Raw genomic sequence first — 20968 nt, forward strand, 5'->3', positions numbered from 1 at the left:
CCTGTGCCGGCTCGTCACCGGGCTGACTCCGCGACAGCCCGGACACAACAACACCCCCGAAGCGGTGTTCAATAACTAGGGGTTCAACACTCAGAAGAAGCCCAGCGGGTTGGTGTCGTAGCTGACCAGCAGGTTCTTGGTCTGCTGGTAGTGCTCCAACGCCATCTTGTGGGTTTCACGGCCAACGCCGGACTTCTTGTAGCCGCCGAAGGCGGCGTGGGCGGGATAGGCGTGGTAGCAGTTCATCCACACCCGGCCAGCCTGAATGTTGCGGCCCATGCGGTACGCCAGGTTGGTATCCCGGGTCCAGACACCGGCACCGAGACCGAACTCGGTATCGTTGGCGATGGCCAGGGCTTCTTCCTCGGTCTTGAAGGTGGTGACACCCACCACCGGGCCGAAGATTTCCTCCTGGAACACCCGCATCTTGTTGTCACCCTTGAACAGGGTCGGCTGGATGTAGAAGCCGTCGCTGAAGCCTTCCAGCTGTTCACGGTCACCGCCGGTCAGCAGCTGAGCGCCTTCCTGCTTGCCGATTTCCAGGTAGGACATGATCTTCTCGAACTGTTCCTTGCTGGCCTGGGCGCCAACCTGTACCTCGGTGTCCAGCGGGTTGCCGCGTTTGATGGCCTTGGTGCGTTCGATGACCTTGGCCATGAACTCGTCGTAGATGTCCTCATGCACCAGGGCACGGGACGGACAGGTGCAGACCTCGCCCTGGTTGAAGAACGCCAGCACCACCCCTTCCACGGCCTTGTCGATGAACTCCGGCTCGGCGTTCATGATGTCGGAGAAGTAGATGTTCGGCGACTTGCCGCCCAGCTCAACGGTGGACGGGATGATGTTCTCCGCCGCGCACTTGAGGATGTGGGAGCCGACCGGGGTAGACCCGGTGAAGGCAATCTTGGCGATGCGCTTGCTGGTGGCCAGGGCCTGCCCGGCCTCGATGCCATAGCCGTTGACCACGTTGATCACGCCCGCCGGCAGCAGGTCGCCAATGACCTCCATCAGCACCAGGATACTGGCTGGGGTCTGCTCGGCCGGCTTCAGCACGGTGCAGTTACCGGCTGCCAGGCAAGGCGCCAGTTTCCAGGCGGCCATCAGCAGCGGGAAGTTCCAGGGAATGATCTGGCCCACCACCCCCAGCGGCTCGTGGAAATGGTAGGCCACGGTGTTGTGGTCGATTTCACCCATGTGGCCTTCCTGGGCACGGATACAGCCGGCAAAGTAGCGGAAGTGATCCGCCGCCAGCGGGATATCGGCATTGAGGGTCTCACGTACCGCCTTGCCGTTGTCCCAGGTCTCGGCCACCGCCAGCTTTTCCAGGTTGGCTTCGATGCGATCGGCAATCTTCAGCAGGATGTTGGAACGCTCGGTCACCGAGGTCTGGCCCCAGCTCGGTGCCACCTTGTGGGCCGCATCCAGCGCCAGCTCGATGTCTTCGGCGCTGGAACGGGGGATTTCGCAGATCACCTCGCCATTGACCGGGGTGATGTTCTCGAAGTACTGGCCCTTGACCGGGGCGACCCATTCGCCACCAATGAAATTGTCATAACGGGATTTGAAGGAGACGACGGACCCTTCCTGTCCGGGTTGTGCGTAGATCATGAGATCACCCTCTTGTTGTGGTATTCGTATGGCCTCGGGGAACCGCTGATTGACGCCCCGGGCCTTAACGCTTTCAGGTTCACTGTAGACCCCACCACCGGGAGCGCCAATGGGTCCTTGGGTGGTGAAACATCCTCCCTTGGTCGTACACGGCCAAGGTTGGTCAGGCCAACGAAACAGGGCCGCAAACGCGGCCCCGATCACTCTGCTTACATCAGCGAACGCTGTGCCGACTTAGCCAGCATCAGTTGCCCGCTACCCGGTCGCTGGGCAGCTTGAAGGTCCAGACCATGCCACCCTGGTTGAAGTCCTTGACCACACGGGCCACTTCGCCGCCCCACAGCGGAACCGCGCCACCCCATCCGGAGGCAACGGAGACATACTGCTCACCGTCCATCTCCCAGGTGATGGGCGTGCCGACGACACCGGAACCGGTGTTGAAGCGGTACAATTCTTCGCCGGTTTTGGCATCGAACGCCTTCAGGTAGCCTTCCGGAGTACCGGTGAACACCAGATCACCGGCGGTGGTCATGACCCCGCCCCACAGCGGCGCGCGGTTCTCATGGCGCCAGACCTCTTCTCCGGTCTTGGGATCGATGGCCCGCAGTACGCCGATGTAATCGTCGTTGACTGGCCTGATGGTGAACCCGGCACCGAGGTAGGCGGCGCCTTTCTTGTAAGACACCGGCTCGTTCCAGATGTCCATCGCCCACTCGTTGGAGGGCACGTAGAACAGACCGGTTTCCTGGTTGAACGCCATCGGCATCCAGTTCTTGCCGCCCAGGAACGAGGGCTGGGCCAGTACCGGCTCGCCTTTGTCGGCGGAGACGTCGGCCGGGTTGCCCGGACGGCCGCCGTCGGCATAGATCGGCCGGCCATTGTCGTCCAGGCCCTCGGCCCAGGTGATCTTGTCAACGAACGGGAAGCCGCGAATAAAGTCGCCGGTCTCCCGGTTCAACACGTAGAAAAAGCCGTTACGGTCGGCGGTGGCCGCCGCATGAACGACATCGCCGTCGTCTTCGTAGTCGAACGAGATCAGCTCGTTGACGCCGTCGTAATCCCAGCCGTCATGAGGCGTGGTCTGGAAGTGCCATTTGATGCTGCCGTCATTGGGGTCGATGGCCAGACGGGAGGAGGAGAACAGGTTGTCGCCCGGACGCAGATGCGAATTCCAGGGCGCCGGGTTGCCGGTGCCGAAGAACAGACTGTCGGTGACCGGGTCGTAAGTGCCACCCAGCCAGGTGGCGGCGCCGCCGGTCTTCCACAGGTCACCCGGCCAGGTGCGACCGGCTTCGCCACCGGAAATGCCGTTCTCAATGGCTTCGCCGTCTTTATAGACATAGCCCATGTGGCCTTCCACGGTCGGCCGGGTCCACAGGATCTCGCCGGTGTTGGGGTCATAGGCCTCAACCTTGCCGACGATACCGAACTCACCACCGGAGACGCCGGTGATCAGCTTGCCATTGACGATGATCGGCGCAGCGGTGATGGAATAACCGGCCTGGTAATCCGCCACTTTCTTGATCCACACCACCTTGCCGGTGTCCTTGTTCAGGGCCACCAGCTTGGCGTCCAGGGTACCGAAGATGACTTTGTCGTCATACAGCGCCACGCCCCGGTTGATCACGTCACAGCAGGGCATGATGCCGTCCGGCAGCCGGGCGTCGTACTGCCACAGTTCCTCGCCGGTCTTGGCATCGATGGCGTAGACCCGGGAATAGGAGGCGGAGACGTACATTACGCCGTCCTTGACCATGGGCTGGGATTCCTGCCCCCGCATTTTCTCGCCGCCGAAGGCGAAGGCCCAGGCCGGCTGCAGGTTGCGGACGTTGTCGGTGTTCAGCGTATCCAGGGTGCTGAAGCGCTGGCCTTGCAGACCCATGCCGTAACTGACCACGTCATCGGTGGTCATATGATCATTCATGATGTCCTCGTCGGTGACTGCGTTAGCCCCGTACGAGACTGCCAGCGCCAGGGCGCTGGCAGTAAACTGCATACCGATCCGATTCGATCTCATGGTTGCGCTCTCCAATTCTCTTGTTGTCAGTTTCAGCAACGAACCGGGAAGTTTTCCCGCCTCTGCCCCAGATTCTTGGGGGAAGCGCCTCCAGCAACAATTACCCCCCAGCACTGGTTTTCTCATCACTTGGTAGTACGACCCCGACCCGCCGCGGCCAGCGGGAATAAATCCAGGTAACTCACTGTTCCGACAACAGCTCCAGCGCCGCCTTCTCATAGCGGGGATAGAGGTGCGTGGTGGTACGGATCAGCTCGTAGCGGCTGCCGGCAATGGCCTGGAAGCGATCCGGCAGCGGCAGGTTCATCACCTCGCTCGGGCTCAACCCCCTGGAGGCCGCCGCCATCAGTGTCTGGTACAGCAAGGTCAGGTAATCGCTCATCTGGCGGAACGCGGAGTCGTCGGCCAGCACCGGGCCATGACCGGGCACCACCAGGGTGTAGGGCAACTCCGCCAGCGCCACCAGTTCCTGCGCCCAGATCATCAACCCAGGACTCTGGGGCGTGGTCAGGGCGCGGTTATAGAACAGCATGTCGGAGGCAAACAGCACCCCGGTGGTTTCATCAAACACCACCAGATCGGAACCGGTATGGCCGCTGTATTCCAGTAACCGCAACCGGTGCCCGCCCACTGTCAGCACGCCGGGTTCGAGGGTATGACGCGGCACCACCACCTCGGTCCCGCGCATCCAGTCCCCCACCAGCCGGTACAGGTTGTCGGCAAAGGCCTCGCCTTCGCGGGCCAGCGCCTGGCGGCCCTGCGCCAGCATGTACAGGGTGTCCGGGTCGAAGGCCTGATTGCCGAACACATGGTCCGGATGATGGTGGGTGAGCAGGACATGGCTGATGGGCTCATTGGTGGTCCTGGCAATCAGCTCGCGTAAGGCCTCGCCATACAGTCGCGACGGCCCGGTATCGATCACCACCACGCCGGCACCGGTGGCGATAAAGGCGACATTCACGATGTTGCCGCCGTTGTCACGGGAGAAGTTGCCGGTGCTGCCTTCCACCACCCAGGTGTCGGCCGCCACCGGCGTCGCCTCCAGCTGGTAGCGCAGTTCGGCGGCCTGAGTACCCAGCGCCCAGCCCAACAGCCCCAACCAGAGCCACAGCCAGCCCAGAATTCGACGACTCATGATTCCGCCCCCGACGCTTCGCCCAGACGCCGCTCAAACACGTTGCCGTTGTTGTCCCGCATCCACAGCACCGTGTACGGCGGCTGCTGTTCCAGCTCGAACACGAACATCGGATTCTCGGCGGCGGACTGGGACAGGGTCATGGTCAGCAGCGGCGCATCGCCGCCCGGCCCGGTCAGGCGGACGGACTCGATGTGGAAGGCCGGCACATCCCCCACCATGCCGGAGTCCATCGGGTGCATGACGCTGAATTTGTAGCGCACCCCCGGCAGCCGCGCAAAGGCGCCGCCATGAATAGTTCCGAAGTGTTGCTCCCAGTCCGGGTTGGCGCCGGTCAGGCTGGGGGCGGTACAGCCGCCGCCGGCGGCATCCACATAGGCGCTGCCGATGTGCCAGACGCCGTCGGCGTCACGCACCGCCGCGCGCACGGTGGTGGCCTGCTGGACGCGAAAATTGAGGGACACCAGGCGAGCCTGGGTTGCCCCCGGCGTCAGGGTAAACAGATGGGGAATGGGGTTGAGGTCAACCCAGGTGATGATCTGTTGCACCGGCCCGGGGTAGGCGGACAGGTCGAGGGTCAGCGGCACCTGGGCAGAGTCTTCGGCAAATGGCGGCACCACCAGCTGTACCCGCTCATCATGGACCACCCGGCTGCCCTCCCCCAGGTAGCGGCTCAGGTTGTACTCCCACATGGGTGAGCCGAACGGGTCCTGTGGCACCGCCGCCAGCACCGGCGCCGCCATCAGCCCACACAGCATCCACACCAATCTCCCCATGACGTTACCCTCCCGTGGTTACATTGATGGTTTCGTTGACGGTGTCGTTGAGGATTTCCTGATAGAAGCCCGGCATGGTGTAACGCAGGCCATAACGGTCGAAAATCGCCGCCAGCTCACCGTTGCGCACCATGCGGTCGACAATGGCCTCGATGGCGTAACCCAGCTGACGGTGGGTGTGCTTGACCGCCATACCGACATCCCAAACCTGCTTGCTGATGCCGGGAAACCCGTTGCTCGCTGGCCGGAAGCCGTGTTCACCGCGCTGGGCCAGGGCGTAGTCGATTTCCGCCCGCATCCCCATCACCGCGCTGACATCACCGGCCACCATGGCGCCAAAGGCGTCGGAGACGTTGCGGTAGTGGTGGGTCTGGTCCCGCAGCCGCCCACGAAAAGCGGAGGTCAGGTAGGTATCCGGCAGTGTGTCGATCTCGACGCCGATGGGGTGATACTGGAACACCGCCATGGTCTGGACGGCATCAAGATCCTCGGGATCGAAGGCGATCTGCCACTGCTCCTGCTGGTAGGGCCCGAACAACACCACCTGCTCGTTGATCACCTCACCGGTGGAATCGCGCATGTAGGCATAGACCTTGTCGTAGGGCACCCGCAACATCACATCCGCCACCCGGGTGCGGGCCAGATAGTGGCCCTTCCAGACGTTGTTGCGCAGATCGTCTTCCAGGGTTTCGTCCGGCACCACCCAGTGCACGCGGAACTCCACCCCCAATTCCGCGGCGATACGACGACCCAGCTCGATATCGACGCCGGCCGGCTCGCCCTCCCGCAGGAACGAGTACGGCGGAAAGTTCTCGTACACGCCGACGTTGAGGTAGCCAGACTCGATCACGATGTCATAACTGCGCTCCGCCGGCCGATTGAGCACCAACTCGGCCCACACGGCGCCGCTGAACAAAACCAGGACGACAACCGTCAACCAACGCATGCTTGTCATACCAATCCCTCCGCCGGGTGGCGCGATGGCCAGTGCCAGGCCGGATTACTCCGGCTTCGGCAGCGATTCCAGATAGCTACGGATGGACCAGATCGCGGTCTGGTTCAGGCTGTTCTTGAACGACGGCATGCCCCGCTCGGTGCCGTTCATGACCCGGTTGATGAAGTACTCATCGTCCCACTCGGTCAGCTCCCGCAGATCCGGGGTCAGACCACCGGACATGGCTTCGATACCGTGGCAGCCGGCGCAGTTGCCGGCATAGCCACTCTGACCGACTTCGATGGCCTTGGCGTTCAGCCCACCATACTCATTGCCATCGCGGAACGGATTTTCCATCAGCGCATCGGTACCGAGATCCGGCAGGGCTCCAGTGTCCACCGGCTGCGGGGTCACATTACCATGCCCCCAGACCACGCTGGCGCCCGCCAGCAGGCCCACAGCAACCAGTGCCTTGAGAGAAGAAGAAACTGCCATAGCGTCGTACCTCTGTTGTTATCCACTTGCCAGGTGCCGCCGCAATGGACACCACCAGCTATCTGTGTCCAGTCTAAAAAGCCAGCACGGCGGTTCGAATCCCACTTTGGAGGCTTAGGAGTAGTTCCTTAGTAGTAGATCCAGAGGCATAACGTCGGCGCAGGGTTTGGCTTTTCGTTCTTTAGTACATAGTGATTGGTACTTTGTGAATATTTCCGGTGCCGGGACCGTTCTTTAAGCTCAAAAGAGAGTCGAGAACCCAATAAGGATGCTCCATGCGCACAACGATCCGCCTCCTGTTGCCCATTCTCCTGGCCATCATGCTTGGATTGTTCCTGTCGTCCGGGGCACAGGCCGCCGGCCTGGCCGTTCAAATCGGCTACATCCAGTGGTCGCCAGACCAGGGTCCGGTGCTGTCCAACGTGATCCCGGAGCCTGCGGATGCCGGCTTGCGCGGCGCCGAGTTGGCCATCGACGACAACAACACCACCGGCAGGTTTCTGGGCCAGACCTTCTCCCTGGACAGCGTCATCGCCGAGTCGGAGGAGCAGGCCCTGGCAGCCCTGGAACGCCAGTTGGCGGCGGGTATTGAACTGTTCGTGCTGCGGGTACCGGCGACCACCCTGACCGCCCTGGCGGATAAGGCCGGACCCGGGGTGCTGCTGTTCAACGCCGGCGCCCGCGACGACGCCCTGCGCACCGGTGATTGCCGGCCCCAGCTGCTGCACACCATCCCCAGCTACGCCATGCTCACCGACGCCCTGGCGCAATGGCTGAACCAGCGCCGCTGGCAGGACCTGCTGATGATCACCGGTCCCACCGAGGCAGACCAGCAGTGGGCCGACGCTTTCCGCCGCGCCAGCCAACGGTTCGGTTTGAACCTCGTCGCCGTCAAACCCTGGACCTTCGACGCCGACCTGCGTCGCACCGCCGCTCGCGAGCTGCCGCTGTTTACCCAGACCGACGACGAGTACGACGCCGTGGTGGTGGCCGATGTCCGCGGCGACTTCGGCGAATTCGTGCCCTTCAACACCTGGCTGCCGCGTCCGGTGGTGGGCACCCAGGGCATGACGCCGGAAGCCTGGCACCGGGTGGTGGAAAGCTGGGGCGCCGCCCAGCTGCAGAACCGCTTCCGCGAACTGGCCCAGCGCGACATGACCAGCGAGGATTACGCCGCCTGGGCGGCGGTGCGTTCGGTGGGGACCGCGGTGACCCGGCTCAACAGCGCCGACGCCGCCCAGGTGCGGGATTTCCTGTTCTCCGACAACTTCCAGCTAGCCGCCTTCAAGGGCCGCAAGCTCAGCTATCGCCCCTGGAACGGCCAGTTGCGCCAACCCATCCCGCTGGTACACCCCCGCGGCTTGGTGGCCCAGGCACCCGTCGAGGGTTTCCTGCACCCCCGCACCGACATGGACACGCTGGGGTTCGATCAGCCCGAGAGTCAATGTCGGATCCACTGATGCCGATGACATCCATCGTTCACCCACGGCCACCGCGCCGCCACAGAACAACAAGGAGCACACCATGAAAACTCTCTTCAACACCACAGCCCTGGCGGCGATGATCGGCCTGTCGGCCCCGGCGGCGGCCAGCCTGGCCTACGTCTCCAATGAGAAGGACAACTCCATTTCGGTGATCGACACCGAGACCCTGGCGGTGGTGGAAACCATCGAGGTGGGCCAGCGCCCCCGGGGCATCCTGCTGTCCAAGGACTACAGTAAGCTGTACATCTGCGCCAGCGACGACGACACCGTGCAGATCCTGGATCTGGCCAGCCGTCGTATCATCGACACCCTGCCCTCCGGCGAAGACCCGGAGCAGTTCTCGCTGCACCCCAACAACCGCCACCTCTACATCGCCAACGAGGACGACGCCATCGTCACCGTGGTGGACGTGGACACCAAAGACGTATTGGCACAGATCGACGTGGGCGTGGAGCCGGAAGGCATGGCGGTGAGCCCGGACGGCCGGTGGGCGGTGAACACCAGTGAGACCTCCAGCATGCTGCACTGGATCGACACCACCGACTTCCAGATCAAGAAGAACCTCGTGGTGGGCCAGCGCCCGCGGCATGTGGAGTTCAGCGACGACAGCAAGATCGCCTGGGCGTCGGCGGAAATTGGCGGCACCGTACACATCATCGACGTCGACAGCCTGGAGGAGATCAAGCAACTCACCTTCAGCATTCGCGGCGTCAACCAGGACAAGGTGCAGCCGGTGGGCATCGAACTCACCTCCGACGGCAAGTACGCCTTCGTCGCCCTGGGGCCGGCCAACCACGTCGCGGTGGTGGATGCCCAGACCTACGAGGTGCTGGACTACCTGCTGGTGGGCAGCCGGGTGTGGCAGCTGGATCTCAACAAAGACGAAAGCCAGCTCTACACCACCAACGGCGTCTCCGGTGATGTCTCGGTGATCGATGTGGAAGAGCTGAAGGTGATCAAGTCCATCAAGGTCGGACGCTACCCCTGGGGCGTCGTGATCGATCCCACCTCATGACCCTGACGGCCCGCAACCTCAGTTTCCGCTATGGCCGTCAGCCGGTGCTGTCCGAGGTCAGCTTCGAGCTGGCCCCGGGGGGCTTCCATGCGCTGCTGGGGCCCAACGGCGCCGGCAAGTCGACGCTGTTCGGATTGCTGACCCGGTTGCTGGCGATCCAGTGCGGCGACGTGCTGCTGGACGGCCGCTCGCTCAAGCGGCACCCCGCCGCAGCGCTGCGCCAGCTCGGCGTGGTGTTCCAGCAAAACGCCCTCGACCTGGACCTGACCGTGCGGCAGAACCTGATGTATCACGCCGGCCTGCACGGCCTGTCGTTGCGCCAGGCGCGACGGCTGTGCGATCAGGAGCTGGAGCGCTTTGGCCTGCTGGCGCGGGCCGGCGATGCAGTGCGCCTGCTCAACGGCGGCCACCGGCGGCGGGTGGAAATTGCCCGTGCGCTGCTGCATCAACCCAGCCTGCTGTTGCTGGACGAGCCCACCGTCGGCCTCGACGTGCCCAGCCGCCAGGCGCTGAACCAACACGTTCGTAGCCTGTGCCGCGATCGCGGCCTGACGGTGCTCTGGGCCACCCACCTGATCGAAGAGGTGGACAGCAATGACCCTGTGTTGATCCTGCATCGGGGCCAGCTGCTGGCCAACGGCGAGGGCCACGCCCTGTGCCAGGCCGAAGGCACCGCCACCCTTGCCGAAACCTTCCAGGCCCTGACCGGGGAGACCACGTCATGACACCGAGCCAATACCTCAACTGCTTCCTCGCCGTGCAGGCGCGGGAATGGCAGCGGTTCTGGCAGCAGCGCACCCGCTTCGCCAGCGCCCTGGTGCGACCGCTGTTGTGGCTGCTGGTGTTCGCCGCCGGCTTCCGCGCCGTGCTCGGCATCTCCATCATCGCGCCCTACCAGACCTACATCACCTACGAAACCTACATAGTCCCGGGACTGTGCGGCATGATCGTGCTGTTCAACAGCATGCAGGGGGCGCTGTCGATGGTCTATGACCGGGAGCTGGGCAGCATGCGGGTGCTGCTGATGAGCCCGCTGCCGCGACCGTTCCTGCTGATCACCAAGCTGCTGGCGATGGGACTGGTGGCCATCGGCCAGGTCTATGTCTTCCTGCTGATCGCCCGGCTGATCGATGTGGAAACGCCGGCCTGGGGCTACCTGGCGGTACTGCCCGCGCTGATGTTGACGGCGCTGATGCTGGGGGCCCTGGGCCTGCTGATCGCCACCTGGGTCAAACAGCTGGAGAATTTTGCCGGGGTGATGAACTTCGTGATCTTCCCCATGTTCTTCCTGTCGTCGGCGCTTTACCCACTGTGGAAGATGCAGGAAGCCTCGCCCTGGTTGTACTGGCTGTGCCAGGTCAACCCCTTCACCCACGCGGTGGAAACCATCCGCTTTGCGCTCTACCTGCAGTGGAACACCGAGGCCTACGCCATCACCGCCGGCGTCAGTTTGGTGCTGGCGACGCTGGCCACCGCCGCCTTCCGCCCCCAACGCACCCGCATCCTGGGCACCCGCCGCTGACGGCAGTAAAACCCATTTAATGGGGAACCTCGATGCGGGCGACATCCTGCCAGCCTCGAGGCTTGCCGGGTCAGCTCGACCGGCCACTGAGGCACCACAGCCCTGTAGGATGCGGTGAGCGCAGCGAACCGCATCATTGGCGGCGGTTCACCGGGCCGGGCCTTGATGCGGTTCGCTTTGCTCACCGCATCCTACCAATGAGGCGGCGCCACACGGCAATGAACCCCGTTTAATGGGGGAACCTTGGGCGCTGGCGACAGCGTCCCGGCCGCCCGCCTCTCCCGGGCCAACTGGGCCGGCCACTGAGGCACCACAGCCCTGTAGGATGTGGTGAGCGCAGCGAACCGCATCGTTGGCGGCGGTTCACCGGGCCGGGCCTTGATGCGGTTCGCTTTGCTCACCGCATCCTACCAATGAGGCGGCGCCACACGGCAATGAACCCCGTTTAATGGGGAACCTTGGGCGCTGGCGACAGCGTCCCGGCCGCCCGCCTCTCCCGGGCCAACTGGGCCGGCCACTGAGGCACCACAGCCCTGTAGGATGCGGTGAGCGCAGCGAACCGCATCGTTGGCGGCGGTTATCCGGGGCTGGGCCTTGATGCGGTTCGCTTTGCTCACCGCATCCTACCAATGAGGCGGCGCCACACGGCAATGAACCCCGTTTAATGGGGAACCTTGGGCGCTGGCGACAGCGTCCCGGCCGTCAGGCTTTCCCGGGTCAGTTGGGCTGGCCGGCCACTGAGGTACCACAGCTGGTTCGCCAGCTGGTGGGCGTCGCGGGCATCGTGGGTGACGCAGATCATCGCCATCTGGGGCCGCCGGTCCAGTAGCCCACAGATCAGCTGACGCAACTCATCCGCCCGGGGCCGGTCGAGGGAGGCGAAGGGCTCGTCCAGCAGCAGCACATCCGGTACCACCGCCAGGCAGCGCGCCAGGGCAGCGCGCCGGGCCATGCCCAGGGACAGCTGATCGGGGCGGTAGTGGCCGTAGCCGGTCAGGCCCACCTTAGCCAGCAGCTGGGCGGACCGCTCCCGGTTGGCGCCAACCAGCGCAAGGTTCTGGAACAGCGTACGCCAGGGCAACAGCCGGTGTTCCTGGAACAGGTAGCCCAGGCGCAAGCCCGCTTGCAGCCGGACCGCCTCGGGCGGCACCTGGGGATCGAGACCAACCAGGGCATTGAGTAGGGTGGTTTTACCCACGCCAGACGCCCCCAGCAGACAGATCCGGTCACCCGGCTTCACCGTCGCCCGCACCTGCCCCAGAATGGGGTGGCCACCGCCCGGCCATGGCATCGACACCTCAAGCACCGGACACCTCCGTGCGGCGCCAGCGCGACGCCCGTCGTTCGATCGGTTGCAGCAGCCCCAGTTCAATCAGTTGGACCACCGCAATGAACGCCAGGCTGTAAGCCAGGATGGTGGCGACATCGAACACCTGAAACGCCATGTGGAGCTGAAAGCCAATACCCTCGGAGCGACCCAGCAACTCCACCACCAGCACAATTTTCCAGATCAGCGCCAGCCCGCCCCGAGTCGCCGCCATGAGGTAGGGAAACAGTTGCGGCGTCCACACGTGCCAGCAGCGCTGCCAGCCGGAAAAGCGGTAGACCCGGGCCATCTGCTCCAGTTTGCCATCCAGGCTGCGGGCGCCTTCGCGCACGGTCACCGCCACGTTGGGAACCTTGTTGATCACCACCGCCAGAATGGCGGCCGGCTCCACCAGGCCCAGCCACACATACAGCAGGATGATAGTGACCAGCGCCGGTAAATTGAGGAACAGCACCAGCACCGGGTCAAGCACTGCGTTGGCCAGCGCCGATCGCCCCATCCACACCCCCAGCAGTGTACCCAGTGCCATCGCCAGCAGAAAACTCACCACCACCCGATAGAGGGTCACCCCCAGATGGCGCCACAGTTCGCCGGAGCCCGCCGCCTCAGCCAAGGTGGCCAGCACCGCCAGCGGCGACGGCAGCAACGTCGACTGCAGTAACACCGCCACCCCCGCCCACAGGGCAATCAACACCGGCAGCGCGATCCAGTAGGCCCAACGTGGCGGCGCGCCCCGGGTCATGGCTCGGCCCGGTAGAACAACCCGGCGTCGATCAGCCGGTGGCGGTCGGTCCCCACCAGGGTCAGCAACCGCTGCAGGTCCGCAATGCGGTCATCGTCGAGGAACGGCGGGATACCGTCCACGAAGCCGGTGCGCAGCTCGCGGAAGGTATTGTCGTCGGGATCCCGCATCAACAACCGCAGCGGCGACCAATAGGCCAGTTCGGTGGCCAGCTCCTGTTTGGCCTCGGTCAGTGCCAGCGCGAAGCGCTGCAACAGCTCTGGCCGGTCCGCCACCCAGCTTTCATCGAACACGTAGCCCAGCACCGGCAGGTCACGCCGCAACGACAGCTCGCCCAACAGCTCCGATAACCGGATCGCCGATCGCATCTCGCCCGCCCCGCGCAGGCGGGCGGCAAAGTGCCAGTAGGTCACGATGGCGTCGAGTTGGCCCCGCTTCAGGGCTTGGCTCAAGAGCGGGGGCGCGGCATACTGCACGCGGGCACCGGACAGGTCCACGCCCCGTTGCCGGGCAACCCGCTGCAACAGGATCCAGCCCTTGCTGTCGGCCCCACCCGCGACTCCGATGCGCTTGCCGGCCAAGTCCGCCAGGGTGGTGATGGCTGAATCCGCGGGCACCACCACATCACCAATATGGGATGAAAACGGCAGATAGACGTAGCGCGTGCCGGCCTCGAACCGGGACTGCACCCACAGCAGGTCCGCCACCGCGCCATCGACGGTGCCACTACTGAGCGCCAGCCGCGAGGCCGGCAGGTTGGCCACCAGGCGCAGGTCCAGATCAAAGCCGTGCGACGCATCCAGCCGTCGACGCTGCAGGTGGTCCAGCTCCCAGTGGGCGGTGCCAAATTGCAGGACACTGAGCGACAAGGTGGGTAGCGGGTCGGCCTTGGTGGCGACCGGCGCCAGCAGGCCCAGACTGCCGAGCCACAGCGCCAGGGCCGCCAGTACCCTCCAACAGGGGCTGCGACAGGGGCTGCAATGTACAAGCCGATCAATGGTATACATAGCTTCACGATACGAAGCACCGGCAGGCGCTAGAATAGTACTTTAGTGCTTCTTTTTTGCTGCGATGGTCTCATTCAACCCAAGACGGTGTTCACGTCTAATGGGATCAGCACAATAATAAAGGTGCCGCTGAATGACTCTGGATTATCTCTGGAGTTCAGCGGCCCCTAAACAGAGGTTTTTCAATATGGTCAGGCAACTGATCGGTCTCGCGTTCTTATCCCTGGGCGTTGGCGCAACCGCCGAGTCAACCGTCGCACCCTTGCCGGAATCCCAGGAGGCGCTGTTTTCCGACGATGGCTATCGCATCGACCGCTACCGCAGCCCGACCCCGGCCAGGGCCGTGGGTGCGGAAACCGTGTCCACCGAAGGCATGCAGGCTTTACTCCAGCGAGAACCGGCGCTGGTGCTGATCGACGTCATCAACCTGGATTACCGCGCCGACCGTTTCCTGCAAACCGAGCCCCACCTTTCACTGCCGTCCGCGGTCTGGCTACCGAATACCGGCCGTGGCCGCCTCGATGACGCCTGGCACAAGTACCTGATCAACAACGCCCTGGAGCTGACTCGCCACAACCGCAATCACCCGGTGGCGGTGCTGTGCAAATCCGACTGCTGGCTGTCCTGGAATGCGGTCAAGCGCCTGGCCGAGGCCGGTTTCCGCAATCTCTACTGGTACAAGGAGGGGGTCGATGGCTGGGCCAATGCCGGCTTGCCGATGCCGCCCGCCACGCCGGTCAGGCCGCGGTTTCATTCCGAATCATCGAGTGATTTGTGAGGTAACACCATGCTGACTGATGCCGACAATAGCAGCCCACGTAAAACGGGCTATGATGAGGTTGACGACACGCCTCAAACCAGCCCACAACAGGGAACCGACGCCATGGAATCTGCCTACAAGATTCTCATTGCCGACGACCACCCGCTGTTTCGCGAGGCCATCAGCAATGTGATTGCATCCGGTTTCAGTGGCAGCGAGATTCTGGAAACCGAGGATCTGGATACCGCCCTGGAGCTCACTCGCGAACACGACGACCTGGACCTGATCCTGCTGGACCTCAACATGCCCGGCATGCACGGGCTCAACGGTCTGATCTCGCTGCGCAACGAAGCCCCCACCATTCCGGTGGTGATCGTCTCCGCGGAGGAGGACAAACAGGTGGTGTTGCAGGCGATTACCTACGGTGCCGTCGGCTTTATCACCAAGTCGTCACCCCGCGAACAGATGACCGAGGCGATTACCCAGATCCTCAACGGCAACGTCTACCTGCCCTCCGACATCATTCGCACCAGCAAAGAATCCACTCGCCGCCACCGCCACGAAGACAACCCGATCTCACCGGAACTGCTCAACTCGCTGACCCGGCGCCAACTGCTGGTACTGGAACGCATGGCCAAGGGCGAGTCCAACAAACAGATTGCCTACAACCTCAACATCGCCGAAACCACGGTCAAGGCCCACGTCTCCGCCATCCTGCGCAAACTGGGGGTTCACAACCGGGTCCAGGCCATTCTCTCCGCTGGCGACGTGGATTTCAGCCAGTACCTGAAGCGTTGAGGCGCTGCGTTTCCTCAGGTCGCGCGGTATACCGCCGGCCTGACGTCAGACCTTGGCCCGCGGCGTCAACCAGTCGCCCGCCAGTCAGCTTCCCAGACTTCGCCCTCCCCGCGGCCTCCCCCTTTACAGGGGCGACAGCAGGTGATGGAGCGCGGATCGCAATTTCAGTGGCTTGACCGGCTTGTTCATCAGCAGGTAGCCGCGGTCGCGAATATCCTTCTTGAGCTCATTGGTGTAATTGGCGGTGATCATAAGGACCGGCACGATCTGGTGTCGCACCCGGTTAATGGCGGCCACCGCGTCCACGCCGGTCTCGTCGTTGTCGAGGTGGTAGTCCACCAGGATCAGGTCCACCGGGGCTGACACCAGGTCGACCCGGGCTTGCAGGTCCACCAGCGACACCGCCGTGAGCACCCGGCAACCCCAACCCTCCAGCAGGGTCTTCATGCCGTTGCAAATGGTCTGGTCATTGTCGATCACCCAGACCCGGGCGCCCCCCAAGCCATCGGCCGGCGGCTGGTGGACACTATCGTCCTGGTCCACACGGACTGGCAGTGTTCCCAACGGCACCCTGACGCTGAACACCGAGCCCCGCCCCTCCACCGACTCCACGGTGATCTCGTGCCCGAGGATGCGGGCAATCTTGTCCACAATCGCCAAGCCCAACCCCAAACCCTTGTCCGCCTGCCTGCCGACAGGTTGTATCCGTTTGAACTCCTGAAAGATTTCCGTGAGCTTGTCGTGCGGTACGCCGGGCCCGGTATCCCACACCTGCAACAGCACGTGGTTGCGCTGGCGGCGGCAGCCCAACAGGATCCGGCCCCGGCCGGTGTAGCGAATGGCGTTGGTGAGGAAGTTGCGCAGGATGCGGGCCAGCAACTGGGAATCGGAACTCACCACCGCCGAGGACGCCACGAAGTCCAGCTGCAAGCCTTCGGACATCGCCATCTGGCGGAACTCCCGGGCGATGTTGTTGAGCAGGTCGCGCAAATCGAAGGCGGTGACGTCCGGCTGAATCACCCCGGCATCCAGCTTGGAGATATCCACCAGGGTACCCAGCAGGTTCTCGACATCGTCCAGGGAGTGACTCACCGAGCGCACCAGGCTCTCCGCTTTCAGCCCGAACGACTGCTCCAGCAGGGCGCTGGTAAACAGGCGCGCGGCATTCAGTGGCTGCAGCAGGTCGTGGCTGACCGCCGCCAGGAACTTGGTCTTGGACAGGTTAGCCCGTTCCGCCTCCAGCTTGGCGTCCCGCAGCCGCGCCTCCACCGCCGCGCGTTCGCTGATTTCCAGGCGCAGCTTGTTGTTGAGCCCGGTCAGCGCCGCAGTACGCTCCTTCACCCGTCGCTCCAGGTTGTCGTAGGCCTGCTCCAGGGCCAGGGCGGTACGTCGGCGATCGGTGATGTCGCGAATCAGCACGAAGAAGCCGACCACCTCGCCACGGGCGTCCCGGTTGGGCACATAGGAGCGCAGCATGTAATGCAGTGAGCCCTGACGGTCCGCTTCCTCCAGCTCGAAGTTGACACTTTCCCCGGCCAGCGCCTGGCGTACCTGCGGCATCAGCCGATCGTACAGCGCCGGATCGTGCACCTCCGCCAGCGCCAGCCCCAACAGTGACTCGCGGCCGTTGCCGTACCAGGCCTCATACACCTTGTTGCAGAACTGGACGGTGAGGTCGGCGCCGACGTAGGCGATCAACGCGGGCACATGGTCGGTCACCACCCGAATCCAGCGCTCGCTCTGCTCCAGGGTTTCAGCGTAACGATAGCGTTCGGTAATGTCGGTGTAGGTATTGACGAAGCCGCCGTCGGGCATCAGGTGGGTCTTGATTTCGATGACGGTGCCGTCGGTTCGGCGGTGCACCTGCTCGACAAACTGCAGCCGGTCGCGGGCGCCGGTGTCCGGATGCAACAGCGGCAGATCGGAACCCGCCATCAATTCCATCAGACAGCGCTCGGTGGAAACGTGCCCCGGCGGCAGGCCGGTGAGCCGCAGGAACTGATCGTTCCAGATTTCGGGCTTGCCATCGGGGTTGACCAGCACCACCCCTTGGGACAGGTTGTCGACGGTGGCCTGCAGCAAGCGGGATTTATCCGCCAGCGCCTGCTCCCGGCGGGCGGTCTCGGAGTTCTTGACGTCAGTGATGTCGGAGTACAGCACCACCAAGCCGCCTTCACGGGTGGCGCGCTCGGTCATCTGTACCCAGCGCTGGTTGGACAGCAGGAACACCGAGCCCTCCGCGTCCGGATCGGTGTGCTCCTCGACGATGAGACCGGAGGTCAATGCCTTGGCGCGCACCTGCTCGATGGTGTCACCCGGGCGGGCACCGGCGTCGGTATTGCGCCAGTAGCTGTTGAAGCGGCTGTTACTGAGGATCAGCCGATGATCCTGGTCGAACAGCACGAAACCGTCAGCGATGCTCTCAATGGCATCCACCAGCCGCTGGCGGGTGGTTTCCGCCTCTTCCCGGGCTCGGTTCACCGCCTTGTTGCTCGCCTTCAGCTCTTCCATGGCCCGGTTCAGCGCCTCGGTCCGCTCCCGCACCTGTTCCGCCAGGATCACCGAATGCTCGAAGGCGGCATAGGGGTCCGGCTTGTGGGCAACGCCCGACTCCACCCGCTGGATCAGGGCGTCACGAATCTTGCGCAGGCGCTCATTTTCCGCCTCCAGCGTGGCGATGCGCTGATCCTTTGCCGACAACAGCGCAGTCTCAGCGGGGCTGTGGGACGCATTCAGGCTGGCCAATGACTACCCCCGTAAAGGTCTGATTGATGTGCATGCCGTCGAACTGTTCGCCGTAGGAATTGAAACCGATCACCCGGTGTCGCTGCAGGAACTGCGATACCTCCTGGTCGATGCCCGCCAGCTCCGCCTCCAGCCGGCGCAGAAAGCAGTCGCAGCCGATCGTTACCAGGGGCGGCCCCACCACCGCTTCGGCGGTCTGGAGCTGAACTTCCAGGCTGCGTTGCAGTGATTCCGGTTTCATGGCGGTCATGACAATGCCGGTTTCCACCGCGCAATAGAAGGTCAGACTGCGGTCCGGATTGACCCGCTGGACCGAGCGAATGAAATAGTGGCCACCGATGCGCACTGCCATCGGGCGCAGGGCAAAGGTGCGCCGGTCCAGCTCCTCCACCGTGACGCCGGCAATCCGGGCGTAAGCATCCGCAGCCGGTTCGGCATTGAGTTCGTAGACCGTGCGGCTGTCACTGTCGGCGGCGGTCACCACCAGCTTGTCATCCCGGGCTGCCATGTGGTGGGTGGAGAAAACCCGAAAATCCAGCGGCGTATTGACCAGCATCACAATCGCGGCCCGATTGTAGAACCGGCCCTTGTAGTAAACGTGGGTGTTGGTCAGCCGCTCGTCGTCACCGGCGGAGCCGCCAAACTGGGGAATGGTGCCCAGGGCTGCGTTGAGAGTGGCCAGCACCAGCTCCTCGCGACTGGACAGGCCGTCCAATAGGGTAATCGCGAAGGTGTTGCCTTTTACCGGCGCCAGCTGGGCGTCGCGGCAGGTCGCCAACAGCTGGTCGATGCAGCGCTGGGCGTCTTCGAGGCTGAATTGTTCCAGCTCCTGGATCAGCGCACAGTCAATGGCAAAGTAGCGACGATCGAAGCCGATGGCGGTGATGCAGCCGCGGCCGTAGCCGTCCGGGGTAATTTCACCGGCGGAGGTGCAGCCGCAGACCACTACCTGGGGAAACACCTGCTCCAACGCTGGCCCCAGACGCACCAGGTCGTATTCCGCGGAGCAGAAGAACAGCACACAGCCGAGGTGATCCTGATGCAGACTCTGGCCCAGCTGCCGCGCGGCCGTTACCGCGTCCCGCTCATGGGTACTGGCCACTGTCACAGCAGCGGGAGATAGGGCAGGCATCATCGGGGTGGGCTCCGGCTTTAACTGGCTCTCCACCGATTTTACGGCACCCCGCGACGACGCCAATTCGACTTCAGTACTTTTTATCGGCGCACCAAATCTATCGTAGGTCATTGATTGATAAGCCTCCATAATGAAAGCTGTCTAGGCACGCATGGCCGACTCGGCGGCAAGCCAGCACTTTAGTCGCAGACCGGCCCAGGCACGAGCCGGTCTGGATAGGGGCTTTCCGCCGGTCGCGCCGGCGAGGGTCGCCCGAAAGGTTAGAACATCACTACGGCACCCAGCGCGAGGGTGTCCGTCTCGGAGACGGCGGCCCCGGTGCTACGGCTGTTGTCTTCATACATGTTGTACTCAGCCACCAGCTTGAGGTTGCTGTTAACGTCATGGAAGAAAGCGATGGTGGTGTTTTCGGTTTCCAGGTCCAGAATCTCGGCATCGGTTTCACCGTAGGACAGCACCAGCTTGTTGGCGCCAAAGGCGTAGGAGCCCTGCACCAGATAGCCGTCCGCATCGTCTTCGGTCAGCGGGCCATTGACGATCAATACCGGGTTATCGCCCTCGGAGGTAAAGCCGGAAGCGGTCAGGGTCAGCCCCGCCACAGAGGCACGCAAACCGTAGCCAAGGCCGGTGGTGGTGACATCGTCGCCGGTGGCCACGGCTTCGGATTTCTGGTGACGGCCATTGACCCAGCCGGTCAAGGCCACACCGCCGAGATCGGCACTGTAGGTTGCTTCCGCCTCAAAACGCGGCGCAGACTGCTCATCCCCGGCGCCGGTTGCCGTGTTCGCGGGATCCAGCATAGCCAGCGCCAGGTTCAGGCCACCCAGGTCCGGCGAGCGGTAGGTAATCTGGGCACTGGGTGTCGGGTACGGATAGCCGGTGCGGATGTTACCGAAGGACACGCCACCGGGAGCACCCGGTGAGCCGAAGCCCAGCAGAATTTCGTCCAGGAAGATGTTGGAGCGGGCGTACAGACCAAAATCCTTACCGATCAACACCTGACCAAAGCCGCCGTCGACCGTGGCGTAGAACTGGCGCACGTCAATCGCGGTATCCGTCGGCGAATCCAGGCTGTCATTGATGGTGGTCCAGAACGAAGACCGCCCGCCCAGGGTCAGGTCACCGACTTCCTTGCTGAAGTTAAAGCCGATGGTGTTGGGCAGGAAGCCCATTTTAACGCGGGAATTCTGGGTGTCCGCCAGCTTGTCATCCCGGTTGACGTAGAAGGCGTTGAAGTAGCCATCCACGGATACTGAGGTGCCTTCCTTGCTGTAGACTTCCACAGCTGCGTTAGCCGATGCGCTCAAGCCAGCCGCTGCGGCAAGTGCCAAAGCCAGCCCTGACTTTTTGAAGTTGTTGTTGTTCATGCTTCCCCCGATTGGTTTTGTCTGGGATACAGGATTCACCGGTTACAGCGGGAGGCAGTCCCCCGCCCGTGATTCACTGAGGTCCAGGAAGTCCGGGAATC

The 20968-nt window shown here is 63.5% G+C and carries 18 protein-coding genes; 6 read left to right on the forward strand and 12 right to left on the reverse strand.

Features of this window, described 5'->3' with window-relative positions; all coding sequences use genetic code 11:
- Positions 1 to 90: 90 nt before the first annotated feature.
- From exaC to pedF, 6 genes are all read right to left on the reverse strand, one after another.
- Positions 91 to 1608, reverse strand: a complete 1518-nt coding sequence (exaC, locus tag N6L25_RS11325) for an acetaldehyde dehydrogenase ExaC (RefSeq protein ID WP_271980296.1) — start codon at positions 1606 to 1608, stop codon at positions 91 to 93.
- A gap of 244 nt (positions 1609 to 1852) precedes the next feature.
- The gene (locus N6L25_RS11330) at positions 1853 to 3625 is read right to left on the reverse strand and encodes a PQQ-dependent methanol/ethanol family dehydrogenase (RefSeq protein WP_271980298.1); all 1773 of its coding nucleotides are present in this window, start codon (positions 3623 to 3625) and stop codon (positions 1853 to 1855) included.
- A 181-nt stretch (positions 3626 to 3806) separates the two neighbouring features.
- Positions 3807 to 4760 (reverse strand): quinoprotein relay system zinc metallohydrolase 1, encoded by a 954-nt coding sequence (locus N6L25_RS11335; protein ID WP_271980301.1) that lies wholly within the window; start codon positions 4758 to 4760, stop codon positions 3807 to 3809.
- Positions 4757 to 5536 (reverse strand): quinoprotein dehydrogenase-associated SoxYZ-like carrier, encoded by a 780-nt coding sequence (locus N6L25_RS11340; protein ID WP_271980303.1) that lies wholly within the window; start codon positions 5534 to 5536, stop codon positions 4757 to 4759. Before N6L25_RS11340 ends, N6L25_RS11335 begins: the two co-directional genes overlap by 4 nt.
- Positions 5537 to 5540: 4 nt before the next feature.
- Positions 5541 to 6491: a substrate-binding periplasmic protein gene (locus N6L25_RS11345; protein WP_442915232.1), complete on the reverse strand. Its 951-nt coding sequence runs from the start codon at positions 6489 to 6491 to the stop codon at positions 5541 to 5543.
- A 45-nt stretch (positions 6492 to 6536) separates the two neighbouring features.
- A complete protein-coding gene (pedF, locus tag N6L25_RS11350; protein ID WP_271980304.1) occupies positions 6537 to 6965 on the reverse strand; it encodes a cytochrome c-550 PedF in 429 nt (142 codons plus the stop codon).
- Positions 6966 to 7240: 275 nt separating this feature from the next.
- Between pedF and N6L25_RS11355 the strand changes: the two genes are divergently transcribed.
- The 4 genes from N6L25_RS11355 (at position 7241) to N6L25_RS11370 (ending at position 10986) form a co-directional block, all read left to right on the forward strand.
- On the forward strand, positions 7241 to 8425 hold the full coding sequence (locus N6L25_RS11355) for an ABC transporter substrate-binding protein (protein ID WP_442915233.1): 1185 nt from the start codon (positions 7241 to 7243) through the stop codon (positions 8423 to 8425).
- Between the two features lie 64 nt (positions 8426 to 8489).
- On the forward strand, positions 8490 to 9464 hold the full coding sequence (locus N6L25_RS11360) for a YVTN family beta-propeller repeat protein (RefSeq protein ID WP_271980306.1): 975 nt from the start codon (positions 8490 to 8492) through the stop codon (positions 9462 to 9464).
- Positions 9461 to 10189 carry an ATP-binding cassette domain-containing protein gene (locus N6L25_RS11365; protein WP_271980308.1) on the forward strand — a complete coding sequence of 243 codons (729 nt, stop codon included), beginning with the start codon at positions 9461 to 9463 and terminating at the stop codon, positions 10187 to 10189. Before N6L25_RS11360 ends, N6L25_RS11365 begins: the two co-directional genes overlap by 4 nt.
- Positions 10186 to 10986, forward strand: a complete 801-nt coding sequence (locus tag N6L25_RS11370) for an ABC transporter permease (protein WP_271980310.1) — start codon at positions 10186 to 10188, stop codon at positions 10984 to 10986. Before N6L25_RS11365 ends, N6L25_RS11370 begins: the two co-directional genes overlap by 4 nt.
- Before the next feature lie 661 nt (positions 10987 to 11647).
- Here N6L25_RS11370 and N6L25_RS11375 read toward each other — a convergent pair.
- Genes N6L25_RS11375 through N6L25_RS11385 form a run of 3 tightly spaced genes read right to left on the reverse strand, consistent with a single transcriptional unit; the run spans position 11648 to position 14062 of the window.
- On the reverse strand, positions 11648 to 12292 hold the full coding sequence (locus tag N6L25_RS11375; protein ID WP_271980312.1) for an ATP-binding cassette domain-containing protein: 645 nt from the start codon (positions 12290 to 12292) through the stop codon (positions 11648 to 11650).
- Positions 12285 to 13055 (reverse strand): ABC transporter permease, encoded by a 771-nt coding sequence (locus N6L25_RS11380; RefSeq protein WP_271980314.1) that lies wholly within the window; start codon positions 13053 to 13055, stop codon positions 12285 to 12287. Before N6L25_RS11380 ends, N6L25_RS11375 begins: the two co-directional genes overlap by 8 nt.
- Positions 13052 to 14062: an ABC transporter substrate-binding protein gene (locus N6L25_RS11385; RefSeq protein ID WP_271980316.1), complete on the reverse strand. Its 1011-nt coding sequence runs from the start codon at positions 14060 to 14062 to the stop codon at positions 13052 to 13054. The genes N6L25_RS11380 and N6L25_RS11385 overlap by 4 nt, the downstream gene beginning before the upstream one ends.
- 187 nt (positions 14063 to 14249) lie before the next feature.
- Here N6L25_RS11385 and N6L25_RS11390 point away from each other — a divergent pair, with 187 nt between their 5' ends.
- Positions 14250 to 14840 carry a rhodanese-like domain-containing protein gene (locus tag N6L25_RS11390; protein ID WP_271980318.1) on the forward strand — a complete coding sequence of 197 codons (591 nt, stop codon included), beginning with the start codon at positions 14250 to 14252 and terminating at the stop codon, positions 14838 to 14840.
- 105 nt (positions 14841 to 14945) lie between these two features.
- The gene (locus N6L25_RS11395) at positions 14946 to 15620 is read left to right on the forward strand and encodes a response regulator (protein WP_271980518.1); all 675 of its coding nucleotides are present in this window, start codon (positions 14946 to 14948) and stop codon (positions 15618 to 15620) included.
- Between the two features lie 123 nt (positions 15621 to 15743).
- Here N6L25_RS11395 and N6L25_RS11400 read toward each other — a convergent pair whose 3' ends face one another.
- The 3 genes from N6L25_RS11400 to N6L25_RS11410 all read right to left on the reverse strand — a co-directional run bounded on the left by N6L25_RS11400 (position 15744) and on the right by N6L25_RS11410 (position 20867).
- Complete coding sequence (locus N6L25_RS11400; protein WP_271980521.1) at positions 15744 to 18356, reverse strand: NahK/ErcS family hybrid sensor histidine kinase/response regulator; 2613 nt, start codon at positions 18354 to 18356, stop codon at positions 15744 to 15746.
- Positions 18331 to 19497 carry a nitric oxide-sensing protein NosP gene (nosP, locus tag N6L25_RS11405; protein WP_442915236.1) on the reverse strand — a complete coding sequence of 389 codons (1167 nt, stop codon included), beginning with the start codon at positions 19495 to 19497 and terminating at the stop codon, positions 18331 to 18333. The genes N6L25_RS11400 and nosP overlap by 26 nt, the downstream gene beginning before the upstream one ends.
- Before the next feature lie 263 nt (positions 19498 to 19760).
- Positions 19761 to 20867: a porin gene (locus tag N6L25_RS11410; RefSeq protein ID WP_271980322.1), complete on the reverse strand. Its 1107-nt coding sequence runs from the start codon at positions 20865 to 20867 to the stop codon at positions 19761 to 19763.
- Positions 20868 to 20968: the final 101 nt, after the last annotated feature.

The sequence above is a fragment of the Marinobacter sp. SS21 genome (assembly GCF_028369065.1).
In the GTDB taxonomy this organism is placed as follows: domain Bacteria; phylum Pseudomonadota; class Gammaproteobacteria; order Pseudomonadales; family Oleiphilaceae; genus Marinobacter.